Here is a 13,933-nt window from a genome sequence, read left to right on the forward strand (position 1 = left end):
CGACTAAATCGCAGTACACGCAGCGGGTGTATATCCTGCTCTACGGGCGAACTTTGGAGCGATTGACGCGATGGCAGAAAACTTAGGGTGGTATGCTTTCCATATGAAGGTTAAGTCAACGAAGGAGCGGGTGAACTAGTGGGTTTCGAACTGTTCGACAAGCGCCTCGCCCCTGTTTCCAAAGCGCCGAGTATCACCATCCAGAAGCGCGGTATTTTGTCGATCAACAAGGTCGCACACGACATGATCGGCGCCGCTGATACGGTCGAACTGTTGTATGACAGGGAAGATCGCATCATTGCTATCCGGCCAGCAGACGGGCAATCGCCGCACGCCTACAGCATCCGGCCACAGTCTCAACGAGGTACTGGCCAAGCCATCTTGTCGGCAACGGCCTTCACTCAGTATTACGAGATTGATACAACTATCAGCAGGCGTTGGGTCCCGTACGAGAGCGATGGCATGCTGTGCATCGATCTGAAAGGCCAGAGTGCTGAGATTCGCGGTAATCGCACGAAGAAGAGCGAAGAACACGAAACGGAAGATACGAACAAATCATAGATTTCAACCAGGCCCCTTGAAAGCTCATCGATGAGTTTTCAGAGGCTCCGGTTAAAGAGGTCTGGCTCGACCTGTTAGAGCAGGTCGAGCCAGTTCACCCCGAGGGGCTTAGCTGTTTGCATCAGCAGCTATCAGCTTATCGAAGTTTTCTGCAATCGCTAGGGTTGCTGCTTCCTCGGGGTAGTTAGTCCCGAGGAAGGAGTCAGCAATGGGAGCAATACGAAGGACTCAGACAGTGCGTCGCGGTCCCGTCACAGTGCGCGTCGTGGTAACTACCACTACACGCCGCATTCGTACGAAGTAGAGCCCAGGCGCGACCTGCCAGGTCGCGCTGAAATCCCTGAAGCAGCGCGAGCTGCACACCATATAGTTTGGAGCGAAAAATGGCAGACCGCCCAGTTACACACTCACGCAAAGACCAGTACGGGAACATCACCGCACTTGGGAACCCGAATGGAGCGTGGTCAGTGCGTTCATCGTCCCTGATCATCAGCGACATTCAGGCAAGGGCACATACGTACTACGTCCCTTGGCAGTCGGGGCGCACGGAAATCTCAGTGGTACACGGAAGCTACGGACCATATCTTCGTACTGACCGGGACAACACCTCTAGGAACAACCTCGACGACCTTCCGGGCATCTAGGGATTCCTGACCGCCTTGACAATAGGGCGGATTAGCAGGGGGTGAGCACTAGTGCTCACCCCCTGCTTCATTTGTCAGCGGTGGGAGAGAGTTGTCCTTCACCGGACACTCATAGCGTTGGAGGAAGAAATCAACCATTCGGGTTCAGTACACCCGAGTGCTTAGCCCAACTCATCTGCCTTAAACGTGTCCCGTCCAGAAACATGGCGCCAGATCACGTGATCAAGACGCCTTGGCTGGGTCGGGTAAAGATCCGCGACCTGCTGGATCAGGTTGGCCGTCTCCATGGGCGACAGCTTCTTCGTCTCGAGCCCGGCGTGCTTCGCGACGAAGCGGATAACCATACGATCAGGCTTCACAGACTGAAAGCCGGCAAGAATGAGGAGATAGTTATAAGTCACTCCCGACCTCTGGCTGGGCAGACCCAGCCAGGAATCCTTTAACTTCTTTCGGCTCTCTTTATCTGCGTAAGCCGCACGCAGTTCATCCTGGTTGGTCACCCCGAGATCCTTATGCTGCAGAACCTCGGCAGCACGCCGAATGACTTCAGCCTTCAATGGAGCATTCTTCTTGGTATGGGCTGGCTTCCTGTTATTGACTAGTTCCGCCCATTCGGCGCTGCCCCCAGCCTCCTTAAAGGTCTGGATCAGTTCGCTGGTGCCGTCTCGGTCGGCGTCACCGCCCTGGGCTTTTCTGTAGGCCCGGTATTCATCTACCACGTTGATGACAGCCTGATACTTCGAGCCTGTGGAGTAGATGGAATCGATGATCGAGAGTGCCAGGCTATCCGGATAGCCCTCAGCCGTTATCCAACGCGACTCATCACCGAAGATAGAACGGCACACTTCAGTAAGTCGTTCGGCTGCTGCGGAGAGGTCAGTCGTCATTTCTGGACTGTAGCAAGGTTTCATCCATCGGTTCGTCAGGACTCAGGTAGGGTACGTTCAGTTGTTGCGCCAAAAGCATGCCCGTAAGAAGGTCGATCCCCGTGCCGCGTGAGCCTGCTGATATGTTTCGCGCGGTTGCTGTGTAAATCTCAGCGATAAATGGCGGCCTTTTAGGGGCCCGCCCGCGGGGGATCCTTCACCGGGCGGGCTGTGCAGACGGCTTTGGACATTCTGTGCAGTCGACTTCGGAAACTGACATTTGCGGCAGCGGTTCCGGCAAGTCGAAATGACTAGTCAGAAATGGTCTTTATTGACTGTCGCCAAGACAAGGACTCGACCTGCAGTGCAGGCTCGAGCGTCTAGGAAATCGGCTCAGCAGACCATCCGGGCAGTTCGACTTCGAATGTGAAGTGGTCCTTGTGAGGTGTGTCAAGGATGTGAGACAGTCGCGTAGTTTCTTTTTGGTTAGGCAACCGCGGGAAGCGGTTGCGCGGTTGGCGTGAAGGCCGCCATCGCGGTGGCCGGCGGCAGGCCGTCATTGTTGCTGTGGGGTCGCCAGCGGTTGTAGAACACTTCGATATACTTCATCACTCCGCGCCGGGCCTCCTGGCGGGTCGTGAAGCTGTGGTGGTGGTAGAACTCGTTTTTCAGGGATGAGAACGCCGATTCGGCCACTGCATTGTCCCAGCACACCCCAGTGGCTCCCATGGACTGTCGGATGCCGTTCCCGGTGCACCAGACGCTCATTTCCCGGGACGTGTATTGCGTTCCGCGGTCGCTGTGAAAAATGGCTCCGGGCTGAAGATAACCGCGGTCCCTGGCCATCTTCAGCGCTCCGGTAGTCAGGGAGGCGCGCATGTGGTCAGCCATCGACCAGCCGACGACCATGCGCGTGCACAGATCGATGACGGTGGCCAAGTAGAGCCAGCCCTCACCGGTGCGCAGGTATGTGATGTCCCCGACCAGACGGGTTCCCGGGGCTGCGGAGGTGAAATCCCGCCCGATGAGATCTGCGAAGACCTTGTCGGGGTCCGAGGGAATCGTCGTGCGCTTGAATGCCCGCATCCGCTTCGCGGCCCAGCCGTTCTCCGCCATGATGACCGCCACAGTTCCCACCGATACCTCGATGCCGGCGGCGGCAAGTTTCATATGGACCATACGGTGCCCGAAAATCCCGTCGGAGGAATCGAACATGACCTTTACGTGTTCTGTTAGCTCCCGGTGCCGGGTCGCCGTCGGGGACTCTTCCGCGGCCAGCCACCGGTAATACGAGGCCCTGGAAATACCTAGCCGCCCGCACATCCACTGGACTGGGAACTGCGCGTTTCTTCGCCTGAACAAGGCGGTAGAGATCCTCTACCGTTGTTCTCTGGCGAAGAACGCTGAAACTTTTTTTAGGAAGTCATTTTCCCTCTCGACTTCACGCAGCCGGGCCTCCAATGCCTTGTATTTCGCCGGATCCACCGGATCATCCGGTTTGCCTCCGCCCTCCGATTGGCCCTCATTATGCAGCCGCACCCACCGTTTCAGGGCGGTTACGGAAATTCCCAGCTCCGGCGCAACTGACGCCGGCGAACGTCCAGAGGAAATCACCAGCGCAACGGCATCAGCCTTGAACTCATCGGAATAGGTTGGTCGAGCAGACATGGGCACAATCCTTTCAAACTGTGTCTCACATCAGTAGTACACCTCATTGTGTGGAAGGCGAAGTAGGGTCCGGCCAATGAACCGGAGGAAGCGGGGACTGGGATCGATCTTTTCAAGTGACCGTCCGTTGACTCCGACAGCGGCCAGCACTTTACGAGCCATCGGATTGAGAGCGTCTGTCGCAGCGAAGACGCCTTCGCTCTCCGGTCTATACGAGATCCATGTTTCGACCAGGCCTTGGGTCACGCGCACGGGATAGACTCCCACATTCTCCTGACGCAGCATGCCGGTGTAGTCAATATTCATTCCGTTCATCCTGCACGCGTCACTGGTAGTAAAGACATCTACGGTCCGCGCGCCTTGTAGCCAATCGGGTCGGTTGGGCGCCTCGAGGAGGCGGAGCCAATTCTTGAAACTCGAGGTGCCGTGAGGCGTGGGATGAAAGCCCCCCGACGATTGCTTGTGGGCTTGCTCATTGCTCAGGTCATCAAGTTCCGGGGACTCCACATCCTGACCTTTGAGGCACACGACCCACTTTCCGTCACGCAGCTCGGGAAAAGGTAAGTTGAAGTAGGGGTACCGGAACGTATGCATTGCCTGCTTGGGGGCATCGAGGTCGACGACGGAGACTCGGCTTTGCACAATATTGCGGACAATTTCGTTCTCGACTCCGACCGACGTCAGGAGGTCTGACGCATAGCCAGGACCGATTCCTCCATAGCCGACGCTCGCATCTGTGATCGCGACGAGACAGTTGTCCCGGGTGCGGATAACCATTTGTTGCGGGCCCCTCCTTGTTTGCCAAATCAATTCGCTGGGTTCCATGCGGGCAAACCAGAACGTATCTTCCTCAGCGTTGGATGCATAGACCGCCTTAACTCCTCCGTGTTTGAGCACAAAATCTTTCGCCTCTAAGTGACTAAGTTGGGGCACTCCGGCCGGATTTCCAGGAACCATGTGTCAACTATGAGGCCTGAAAGCCGTCCCGCGATAGGACGATCAATACCGTTTATCCCTTCCGCCCCGCTAGGCTCGGGAAAGCTCCTCATCTCGGGAGTCTTCACTGGCTGCTGCAGCTGCAACATTTGAGTCCCATGGAGCGGCAGCCCTTCGCTATGCGGGACCTAATCGTGATGTGACACGCCGCTGCCGGTCAAGATATCGCGATTGGCCAACACCCCGCCGTCAGACGCCACGGTCAACCTCCTTCCTATTCACAGTCCAGATCCATAAGGTTTGAGCACGGGAAGCGATCCATTCAGGAATGCAGCAACGGCCAGGGGGTCAGGGTCATGTCCAGGTTCGGTGGGATGCGCAGGCAAGGATCTAATGGGAGCCAGGAACCTAGCAGTGCCAGCATTGCTGCGGGGCTAAGAACTGCCATCCAATCCGGTGAGTTGGCCAGAGAAGAGCTATGGCACATCTATTCTGCGAAGAGCCAACTATTTCTGTCGGATAACAACAGAATCTGGACGACAGGGGCCATCATCATCCCTCTGGCCTTCGGCGCGGTTGCTGCACTTTGGACGATAAAGGACGTTACCTCAGCCCAACGAGTGGGCTCGGGACTTGCTGGATTTGGACTGTTGTTGTTCTGGAACTTTTTTGCTGACCGCCAAAGAATCCTTCAAAAGCGCTCCGAAGCGTGGCTGAAGGCGATTGATTCAATACATGGCGGCCCATTCGACGATTCAGCCGACGGGAGGACAAGCTGGTGGTCCTCAATTCGCGGGATGCGCTGGCTTTTTGCCATCCTGTTTGCCCTGTACGCCCTTTCCAACTTCTTGATCTTGGTGTTTACCGGAAGTTAAGGGGCTTGTATCTCGCCCTGGAGATTCCGGATCCCTCCCAGGGGTGAACCATTTGGGCCGGAGAACATTCCGGGCGGCGGGACCCCTACCGCCTCAGATAGGCGGGTGCTCAGGGACAAGGCCTGAGCTGCTGCGGAGTTCTCGGACAGTGGGCCCTCTTAAAATGGGGGTCGACTGAAAGTAGAGATCAGCATGAGTGCAGCACGGCGGCGTTTCACCCAGGAGTTCAAAGACGAGTTGTGCCGTGAGGTGATCAACGCGTCCAAACCCATCAAGGATGTTGCCACCGCATACGGCGTCGGCCCCGAGACGCTCCGCAACTGGCTGAACAAATACCGCGAGGCCAACGGGGGCACCGAGACGGACCTGACGTTGCCGGAACGGGCGCGGCTGAAGGAGCTCGAGAGGGAAAATCAGGAGCTGCGCGCGGAGACTCTATTCCTGAAAAAAGCAGCCGCTTACTTCGCGCGGGAGCAGCGGTAGTGAGCAAGTACGAATACATCGACTCCCAAAGAACCGAGCCCGCCAACCTGAATTCGGTCGTGAAGATGTGCCGCTGGCTGGGCGTCTCAACCTCCGGTTTCTACCACTGGCTGACGCGTCCGCAATCGGCGACTGCCACTCGCCGGAAGGCCCTGATAGCGCGGATCCAGCACTATTTTGAGGAGTCCGAAGGAACGTACGGGTATCGTCGAATCCACGCCGACCTCGCGGCGGAAAAGACGCAGTGTTCGCCCGAGCTTGTGCGGCACCTCATGCGCCAGGAGGGTCTCGTGGCCTGCCAACCGAGGCCCTTCCGGGTCACGACCGAGGCCGACGCTTTGGCCGCGGCGAACATGCCTGACCTCGTCAAGCGTGACTTCACCGCCACTCGCCCGGGGGTGAAGTTTGTCGGCGACATCACTTACATCCACACCTGGCAGGGGTTCATTTATCTGGCCACCGTCATCGACTGCTACTCCAAGAAGGTCGTCGGCTGGTCGATCGCCGATCACATGCGCACTGAACTCGTCGCTGACGCCCTCAGCAACGCCGCCGCAACGACCCTGATCGAGCCTGACGCGATCTGGCACTCGGACCGCGGCAGCGTGTATACCTCGGCCGGGTTTCGGGCCTTGGTGACCGGCCTGGGGATGCGCTCATCGATGGGACGCACGGGCGTGTGTTGGGATAACAGTATGGCGGAATCTTTTTTCTCGATGCTCAAGAACGAGCGTGTTTACCGGACCGTTTACGCGACGAAATCACAGGCCCGCAGCGACGTTATCCGCTATATCGAGGGGTTTTACAATAGTCGGCGCCGACACTCCGCGCTCGGTTACCGCCGGCCTAACGAAGTCCACTATGGTTATCAACAGCCAGCCTTGGCAGCGTAGAAGAATTCACCAATTCCGCTGTCCGAAATCCTCGCGGCAGCTCAGCCTAGCCTCGATCTTTCATGAGGCTCCGTTTTCAGTGGATCAGGGCTTACTGGCTGCCTGACGGTTGCCATGGTGGCATTTGGGTGTGACATTTTGACCGCTGGCCTGATGGCGGCTGTCGGTGACGGTTCCACATCGGTCACGGTGATGCTGGTTCTTTCTGGATGAGCGGCAGAGGGTTGGGTATCCCGGCTATGGCGGGTTCAGTACTGCGAGGCGCTTTATTCCCTTGAGCAGCAGCGCCACGTCCGGTGCTGTCGCGGCCAGGTGCAGGGTGGTGCGGCGGGCATGGCTGGCGATTTTACCGCCGATTTCGAACAGCCTCGCGCGGAGTTTCTTGGGCTCCCAGCGTCTGGCCTTAGTGCCGGTAAAGGCGATCATTTGGGTCCAGGCCGTGATCTCAGCGGCGAGCATGACTACGTGGCACCAGAGTTCATTGCCGGTAAAGGCGTGGAAGGGCAGGTTGGCCAGGCCGGTGTCTTTGGCATTACGGATCCTGTCCTCGCAGCGGGCGCGAAGCCGGTGACGGACTTCCAACGAGGCCAGTTGGCCCTTTTCCTGGTTCGTTGCGATGGCCGTGTAGCGGTGCCCATCGATGTCGGTGATCCGCAGCTGGGCGCCGACGTGCGGGACTTCCTTGCGGACGATGACTCGCATCCCGGCAGGCCAAGAGGACAGCTCCAGCATGCCGGTGATGTCCGCGACCCAGGCGCCGTCACGCTCGACCCCGTCGCTGTCATGCGCCTTGGTCCACCCGGTTTTGGGGACCAGGGGCAGGGCAGCGGCCACCGCGCCGTGGATCGGAAACCCTACGGAGTAGGAGAAGTTGCGACCTTTGGCAGTTAGCCAGTCCAGGAACCCGTGGGTGCCGCCGGCGGAATCCGTGCGGATCATGATTTTCCGCCCGGACCGGTACCCCGTGGGGAGTTGCTTGACAGAGTCTTTGACGACCTGGATGTGATCGGCAACCGTGTTGGAGCCCGCATTGCCGGGCCGCAGCAGAGTCACCAGCGGCTCACCGTTGCCCAGAATCCCGTGGTCAAGGAAGGAACACAGCGGGTGGAATCCGAATCCTTTCTTCCACGTTGGACGGGCGTCTTCCTTCTCTGAATGGGAATTCAGGAGGGAAGCGTCGAGGTCGATGACCAGCGGGTTCTCCGCGCTCACCGCATGCAGGGGCGAGTCCTTCCCCGCCTGCGCCCACACATGCGCCCGGGCCTTGGCACGGGCGCCATTGATGGCCCCCAGCGCCTTTGGGTATGGCATCCTGAACTGGCCCCACCTGTAGGGCTTTTAGTCGCTTGAATTGGCCCCACCCTCGACCCGCCCGTAGCGTTCGCTTTGTCGTCCAAGACTTAGAGAACGGAACGGGTTTGAAAGAGAGATCGAGAGTGGAACAATTCGAGCGTATCCGCCGCGATGCGAGAGTTAAAGATATGTCTGTCCGAGAGCTGGCCCGGGTCCATGGTGTGCATCGGCGCACTGTGCGTGCCGCGCTGGCCGACTCGACGCCGCCGCCGCGCAAGGAACCTGTGCGGGAGTCCCCGGCCATGGGCCCGTGGTTGAAAATCATCAGGGCGTGGCTTGTCGCTGATCTTCAGGCGCCGCGCAAGCAGCGCCATACCGCCCGGCGGGTTTGGCAGCGGCTGGTGGACGAGCACGGGGCTACCGTGGCTGAATCCACTGTCACCCATGCCGTGGCGAAGATCCGGCGTGAGCTGGTGGGCACCCCCGTGGATGTCGCGGTCCCGCAGACCCATGCCCCCGGCGCGGAAGCGGAGGTCGATTTCGGGGAGTTCCAGGCCCTGATCGGCGGGATCATGGTCAAGCTGTTCATGTTCGTGCTGCGACTGTCGCATTCGGGCCGGGCAGTGCATGTGGCGTATGCCAATCAGGCCCAGGAATCCTTCCTGGACGGACACAACGTGGCCTTCGAACGCCTCGGCGGAGTCCCGTCGAAAATGATCCGCTACGACAACCTGACCCCCGCCGTGATCCGGGTTGCCTTGGGCCGGGAGCGAGTGGAAAACCCGCGGTTCATCGCCATGAGGTCCCATTACGGTTTCGACTCATTCTTCTGCATCCCGGGCATTGACGGGGCCCACGAGAAAGGCGGCGTGGAGGGCGAGGTCGGCCGGTTCCGGCGCCGCTGGCTCACTCCCGTGCCCGAGTTCGCGACCCTGGCGGATTTGAACGGATTCATGGCTGCCTGCGAGGACCGGGACGACCACCGGGTGATCTCCGCCCGCCCGGTCACCGTCGGTGCCGCGGCCGCAGCTGAGACCCCGGAGCTGGTGCCGCTGCCTTCGGATGTTTTCGAGGCTGGGCCCACCGTCTCGGTCAAGGCCAACCACAAGGCCGAGGTCTGCGTGCGGCAGTGCTATTACTCCGTGCCGGTCGCCTATGCTGGCCGGCGGGTCAGCGTGCGGGTCGGGGCGGCACTCATTGAGGTCTTCGCCGACGGCGCGCGGATCGCAGCTCACGTGCGCGCCGTGCACAAGTACGCCCATGTGCTCGAACTCGACCACTACCTGGAAGTCCTGACCCGCAAGCCCGGCGCGATGGCCGGGGCCACCGCCCTGGTCGCGGCGCGGGCGTCCGGTGCCTTCACCGCCACTCACCAAAGGTTCTGGGACAAGGCCCGCCACCAGCTCGGTGACGGCCCCGGGACCCGGGCCCTGATCGGGGTGCTGCTGCTGGCCAGGACTCTTCCGGCCGGCCCGGTAGCCGTGGCCATGGAAGCGGCGATCGCAGCGGCGGATTACGACCCGGACCATCTGGCGATTGCCGCCAGGGCCAACGCCGCCTTCGCGCCTGCGGCCATGGCCCTGCCCCAGGGGCTCGCCGACCGTGTCATCCACCTGCCAGAACGCAAGGCGCCCTCACTGGCCGGTTACGACCGGCTGCTCGCCGCCGCAGGCGCACGGTGAGTCCGTTGAGTCCGGCGGCGGCACGGCCGTCGCTGGCTGGCCTGAGCGAGCCGGCCGCGGCGGCGGCGATCAGCGCGGCCTGCAAATCCCTCTACGTCTCCGGCACCGCCAGGATCGCCGCTTCCATGGCCGAAGAGGCCGCCCGGGCGCGGTTGAGCCATCAGGGCTACCTCGCAGAGGTACTGACCTTTGAATGCGACGAACGCGAGGACCGGCGCCGGGACCGTCGGGTCAAGGAAGCCCGGTTTCCCCGGCCCAAACGGCTCGAGGACCTTGACCTGACCCAGATCCCGGACCTGCCGCCGGCAACAATGACCCAACTGGCCGGCGGAGCCTGGATCGACGCCGGCGAGCCCCTGGTCCTGCTCGGGGACTCCGGCACCGGCAAAACCCACCTGCTCATCGATCTGGGCACCGCCGCCGCCGAGCAGGGACGGCGCGTCCGGTATATCACCACCGCTGCGCTGGTCAACGAACTCGTCGAAGCCGCCGATAACAAGGAACTCTCCAGACTCGTCGCAAAGTACGCCCGACTGGACCTCCTCTGCCTTGACGAGGTGGGATACGTCAAACTCGATACCCACGGCGCCGAGCTTTTGTTCCAAATCATCACAGCCAGGGAAGAACGTGCGTCCATAGCCTGCGCCTCCAACGCCAACTTCAGCGAGTGGGGCCAGACCTTCACCGATCCCCGCCTCGCGGCGGCCATCGTGGACCGGCTGACGTTCCGCGGCCACATCATCAACACTGGCACCGATTCCTACCGCCTCAAAACCACCCGCCAAGCACAGAAAGGATAGCCCCGGCCGCGCGGGCGACCAAGCAGGGAACCCCTACCCGGGGTGGGGCCAAAACAAGCGACTAACCCGGGGCCAAATCAACTTGCTATTCCCAAGCGCCTTGGCAGGCTTTACCGTTGCCAGGATCTTGAACAGCCGACTGATCGTCGGATCCGACGCAACGAGCCCGTAGACCTCCGGCTCGTTGCGGAGCCGGTCAACGTCAGAGACGCTGTCGCCGCCCGTGGCCAATGACAGGGCCAGATCGCTGAGGATTTTGCCCGGGTCGTGCGTGGCAAAGGGCTTGCGCCACGGCTCTAAAGCCTCCGACAAACCAGCACCAAGACCAGCCACCTTCACCATCGAGGTCAGGACCACACCGCCAGCCTGAGACACCACCCCGTCTCCGGAAGAATCAACACGGACAGACGGGTAAAAACCGGTAAAGTAACTCACCTGCAGGGTGCTCCTGATGTGTCATGAAAAATGTTGTGTGGTAACTACATTTTCCCACGTCAGGGCACCCTCCAGGCTTTAATTACGCCGCCCGGTAACACCCCCCCGATGAAAGATCGAGGCTAGGACCTCCCGCGCCCGTTCGAGCGTCGGCAGGCAAAGCGTGGCGATGCGTTCACGGCCCGCTGCCCGGTACAGGTCATAAGCCCATTCCAATTCAGCTGCCGCGTCCCGGTAGAGGGCTTCATCAAAGAAACGCACACCGATCTTGTAACGGACCAGAGCCTCCCGCGCCGGTGACGAAGCAAGGCGCAGGGCCTCTTCCTGCAGCAACGCCGTCTCATGCCACCGGCGCGAACGCCGGCAAGCATGGGCCAGCACCAGCAAGGGCCGGAACCGGTCCGCCGAACCAGCCAGCAGCACCCGGCCTTCAGCAACCGCCTGCCCGTCACGGCCCAGCAGGGACGACGCCCATACCCGCTCCAAGCTCGGATACTCCCCCACCCTGGCGCTCATAGCCCGCCGGTCCACGACCACATCCCGAAGCGTCAACGGGTCCACGCGCCAGATCTCTGCCAGAGGAACCGCCAACCTGCCGCCACCGACGAAGACACCGGTCGTCACCAACTGCCAACTCAGCGCCATCATCACCCAAGGATTCCACACCCCCATCTCCCTTGACCTTCGCGGGGAGCATAGCCTGCGGTCTGCTACTTCGCCGCCGCAGCGATCCTCAACTCGGGCACCGCCGCAGCCCCGCCGGGACGCCGATTAGCCGGCGTCCCTGGTTTCCAGCACCGCCAGCACCTGCCGTGCTGCGTCCAGATGATGCACCACTACGCCCACGGCATTACGCGCCGTGCCGTGCACCTGCTCAGCATCCCGCGCCAGCGTGAGGAGATCATCCTCAGCCAAGTACCCCAGCCTGTCCTGTACATCCAACAGCAAGCGGTAAAGCTTCTGGATTTCGGCGAGGTGCCCCATCGCAGTCATGGAACATGGTTGCAGTAATCCCCCCATCAGCGCCCATATCACCGTGCGGGTCTTACGTACCTAGCCGTGGCCAGCAACTGCGCAGAACGTTCCGGCAGCCTCCCGCGGCACGTTGATCGACCAGCTTACGGGCACTGATACGAACCGACTGATCACAGAACGCCAACCGCATAGCGATCATCTAGAATTTCTGAATCTTAGCTCCAGGCTGCTTTTCGATTCGATGCCGTCTCGGAAGCCTTCGTTTCTGAGACCCTCGCCGGACGCTCTTTTGGCGGGCGTTCGTTTACTGGAGTAGTTGCATGAGTTGTTCTACGAAGAGGAACAGTCCGATGCCGATCATTGCCAGTCCGGAGATGCGGCTGACGATCCGGGCCGCCAGGTGCCGAGCACGGAGCGGGCGCCGGTACCAACAAGAATGTAGATGACGGCGCAGCTGGCCACGTGCACGAGTCCGAGGCCCACGATCTGCCCGGCGATGGGCCAGGATCCGCTGGGGTAGGTGAATTGTGCAGGAGGGCCAGAAACAACAGGAAGACTTTGGGGTTCAGTCCGCTGATGCCGGCAACCGTCAAGGCCTGGCGCAGCCTGGACGGGTTCGCCTGCTCCTGTCCGGCTTGCGGCACAGAGGGGTGGCCTCAGCATGCCGATTCCGAGCCAGATCAGGTGAGCCGCCCCAGCCAGGGTGAGGCCTGTCAAAATTACTGGTGAACTGGCCAGCAGCGCCCCGACTCCTGCGGCGGCCACGCTCGTGGCGATGAGGTGTCCACTGAGGAGGCCTCCGACGGCGGGGAGAACGGTGCGGGTGCCGAAGCCCTGCGGGGATGGCGTAGGCCCAATCTGCTCCGGGGGTTGGACGGACAGGAAGGACACTCCCCACTAGGCCTACGTTGCCCTTGCTAGAAGGAGAAGGGGTTGCCCCCCAGCGCAAAGCTTGTTAGGACGAACACCACAAATGTCGCCACAACTACTGCCGCCCCAATCCATCGAAAGCGGCGCGAGGCACCCGACGATTGCCCCAGAAATGCGTATCCGAGAAAAGAAACGACAAACGCGAACGCAGTGATTCCCCTCAACGCGTCTGGTCCATCAGGGCCATGTAGGTACCCAGCGGCTACGGCAAAGATATACGTGCAGGCAACTACCAACAGCCCCGCCGTCGTTCTAGTCGCTACGTCGCGCCAAAACGACTCATCTCGCATCCAAATCCCCGGCCAACGCCACGGTTTAGGACGCACTTCACTGGTGGGCTCACTCATGAGGACATCATAGGGCGGCTCAGGCAGGAGCCCGTTGAACCCAGCTGACAAGTGCCAGCCCCCATTAAAGCGGCAATGTGGCACTGTCCGGTGAAGGTTCCCCTTATGGGACAAGTTAATGGTCAAACAAACTTGGTCGCAAGCTCAGCCGCCGGTGCCCATCCGATCATGCGCGCAACTCACAACGGCGGACAAATCGAGCCCGTAGGTCGGCCCTTCGCCTGAACCGTACTCCTCGAGTCGGGCCGCACCGCGCTCGAAGAGCCGGAGCGCGCCAACGCTGTTCCCCCGGGCGGCGTGGGTGAGCCCGACGCAGATCTGGGCGAGACCTTGCCAGAGGTTGCGTTCTTGGGCCGGCCCAGCTTTCCATCGGGCCTCAAGTACCTCATGTGCGGCGAAGGGCCGGCCCGCTTCCACCAGGCTCCGGGCCGAGACCAACGTCTCCGCCGCGGGCAGTGGCTCCTCGGAGGTCGGCTCCACGCCAGCGCTTCCGTACGGCAGCGGCCGTCCAAGGGCGTCTCGTGGCCGTGCCTGCCGCGGGCGCC

Annotated in this window: 15 protein-coding genes and 1 pseudogene; 6 read left to right on the top strand and 10 right to left on the bottom strand. The window is 60.9% G+C overall.

The features are described 5' to 3' along the window. Nucleotides 1–138: 138 nt before the first annotated feature. Nucleotides 139–561: a hypothetical protein gene (locus tag ACVWZ8_RS23905; RefSeq protein ID WP_456506289.1), complete on the top strand. Its 423-nt coding sequence runs from the start codon at nt 139–141 to the stop codon at nt 559–561. A 383-nt stretch (nt 562–944) separates the two neighbouring features. Then, entirely contained in the window at nt 945–1,205 is a 261-nt protein-coding gene (locus ACVWZ8_RS23910; RefSeq protein WP_456506290.1) for a DUF3892 domain-containing protein, read from the top strand. 161 nt (nt 1,206–1,366) lie between these two features. On the opposite strand, the gene ACVWZ8_RS23915 is transcribed toward ACVWZ8_RS23910, so the two are convergent. From ACVWZ8_RS23915 to ACVWZ8_RS23930, 4 genes are all read right to left on the bottom strand, one after another. Then, entirely contained in the window at nt 1,367–2,092 is a 726-nt protein-coding gene (locus tag ACVWZ8_RS23915; RefSeq protein WP_456506291.1) for a hypothetical protein, read from the bottom strand. A gap of 465 nt (nt 2,093–2,557) precedes the next feature. Further along, the gene (locus ACVWZ8_RS23920) at nt 2,558–3,433 is read right to left on the bottom strand and encodes an IS3 family transposase (RefSeq protein ID WP_456506292.1); all 876 of its coding nucleotides are present in this window, start codon (nt 3,431–3,433) and stop codon (nt 2,558–2,560) included. Nucleotides 3,434–3,448: 15 nt separating this feature from the next. Then, nucleotides 3,449–3,739: a transposase gene (locus ACVWZ8_RS23925; protein WP_354156328.1), complete on the bottom strand. Its 291-nt coding sequence runs from the start codon at nt 3,737–3,739 to the stop codon at nt 3,449–3,451. Between the two features lie 30 nt (nt 3,740–3,769). Further along, entirely contained in the window at nt 3,770–4,696 is a 927-nt protein-coding gene (locus ACVWZ8_RS23930; protein WP_456506293.1) for a hypothetical protein, read from the bottom strand. A 440-nt stretch (nt 4,697–5,136) separates the two neighbouring features. Here ACVWZ8_RS23930 and ACVWZ8_RS23935 point away from each other — a divergent pair, with 440 nt between their 5' ends. Further along, nucleotides 5,137–5,550, top strand: a complete 414-nt coding sequence (locus ACVWZ8_RS23935; protein ID WP_456506294.1) for a hypothetical protein — start codon at nt 5,137–5,139, stop codon at nt 5,548–5,550. A gap of 192 nt (nt 5,551–5,742) precedes the next feature. Next, nucleotides 5,743–6,926 (top strand): IS3 family transposase gene (locus ACVWZ8_RS23940; RefSeq protein ID WP_354184461.1). Its coding sequence is split into 2 segments (ribosomal slippage): nt 5,743–6,004 and nt 6,004–6,926, totalling 1,185 coding nucleotides; the frame shifts between segments, so codons are not numbered across the junction. 237 nt (nt 6,927–7,163) lie between these two features. On the opposite strand, the pseudogene ACVWZ8_RS23945 reads toward ACVWZ8_RS23940, so the two are convergent. Further along, nucleotides 7,164–8,222, bottom strand: a pseudogene (locus ACVWZ8_RS23945) (IS1380 family transposase); the annotation flags it as partial. 185 nt (nt 8,223–8,407) lie between these two features. Here ACVWZ8_RS23945 and istA point away from each other — a divergent pair. Beyond that, entirely contained in the window at nt 8,408–9,901 is a 1,494-nt protein-coding gene (gene istA, locus ACVWZ8_RS23950) for an IS21 family transposase (RefSeq protein ID WP_456506295.1), read from the top strand. After that, entirely contained in the window at nt 9,898–10,701 is an 804-nt protein-coding gene (gene istB, locus ACVWZ8_RS23955; RefSeq protein WP_456506296.1) for an IS21-like element helper ATPase IstB, read from the top strand. The genes istA and istB overlap by 4 nt, the downstream gene beginning before the upstream one ends. Nucleotides 10,702–10,734: 33 nt before the next feature. On the opposite strand, the gene ACVWZ8_RS23960 is transcribed toward istB, so the two are convergent. The 5 genes from ACVWZ8_RS23960 to ACVWZ8_RS23980 all read right to left on the bottom strand — a co-directional run bounded on the left by ACVWZ8_RS23960 (nt 10,735) and on the right by ACVWZ8_RS23980 (nt 13,868). Beyond that, a complete protein-coding gene (locus ACVWZ8_RS23960; protein WP_456506297.1) occupies nt 10,735–11,136 on the bottom strand; it encodes a transposase in 402 nt (133 codons plus the stop codon). Nucleotides 11,137–11,214: 78 nt separating this feature from the next. After that, complete coding sequence (locus tag ACVWZ8_RS23965; RefSeq protein ID WP_456506298.1) at nt 11,215–11,808, bottom strand: hypothetical protein; 594 nt, start codon at nt 11,806–11,808, stop codon at nt 11,215–11,217. Nucleotides 11,809–11,907: 99 nt separating this feature from the next. Beyond that, complete coding sequence (locus ACVWZ8_RS23970) at nt 11,908–12,129, bottom strand: hypothetical protein (RefSeq protein ID WP_456506299.1); 222 nt, start codon at nt 12,127–12,129, stop codon at nt 11,908–11,910. A gap of 339 nt (nt 12,130–12,468) precedes the next feature. Then, nucleotides 12,469–13,002, bottom strand: coding sequence for a LysE family transporter (locus tag ACVWZ8_RS23975; RefSeq protein ID WP_456506300.1), 534 nt, complete (start codon nt 13,000–13,002; stop codon nt 12,469–12,471). Nucleotides 13,003–13,532: 530 nt separating this feature from the next. After that, on the bottom strand, nt 13,533–13,868 hold the full coding sequence (locus ACVWZ8_RS23980; RefSeq protein WP_456506301.1) for a DUF309 domain-containing protein: 336 nt from the start codon (nt 13,866–13,868) through the stop codon (nt 13,533–13,535). Between the last annotated feature and the right edge of the window lie 65 nt (nt 13,869–13,933).

Source organism: Arthrobacter sp. UYCu723 (genome assembly GCF_054059215.1).

Coding starts and splice junctions, on each gene's coding strand:
- ACVWZ8_RS23910 (WP_456506290.1), top strand. CDS start 945: ATGGCAGACCGCCCAGTTACACACTCACGCAAAGACCAGTACGGGAAC.
- ACVWZ8_RS23915 (WP_456506291.1), bottom strand. CDS start 2,092: ATGACGACTGACCTCTCCGCAGCAGCCGAACGACTTACTGAAGTGTGC.
- ACVWZ8_RS23925 (WP_354156328.1), bottom strand. CDS start 3,739: ATGTCTGCTCGACCAACCTATTCCGATGAGTTCAAGGCTGATGCCGTT.
- ACVWZ8_RS23930 (WP_456506293.1), bottom strand. CDS start 4,696: ATGGTTCCTGGAAATCCGGCCGGAGTGCCCCAACTTAGTCACTTAGAG.
- istA (WP_456506295.1), top strand. CDS start 8,408: ATGTCTGTCCGAGAGCTGGCCCGGGTCCATGGTGTGCATCGGCGCACT.
- ACVWZ8_RS23965 (WP_456506298.1), bottom strand. CDS start 11,808: ATGGGGGTGTGGAATCCTTGGGTGATGATGGCGCTGAGTTGGCAGTTG.
- ACVWZ8_RS23970 (WP_456506299.1), bottom strand. CDS start 12,129: ATGACTGCGATGGGGCACCTCGCCGAAATCCAGAAGCTTTACCGCTTG.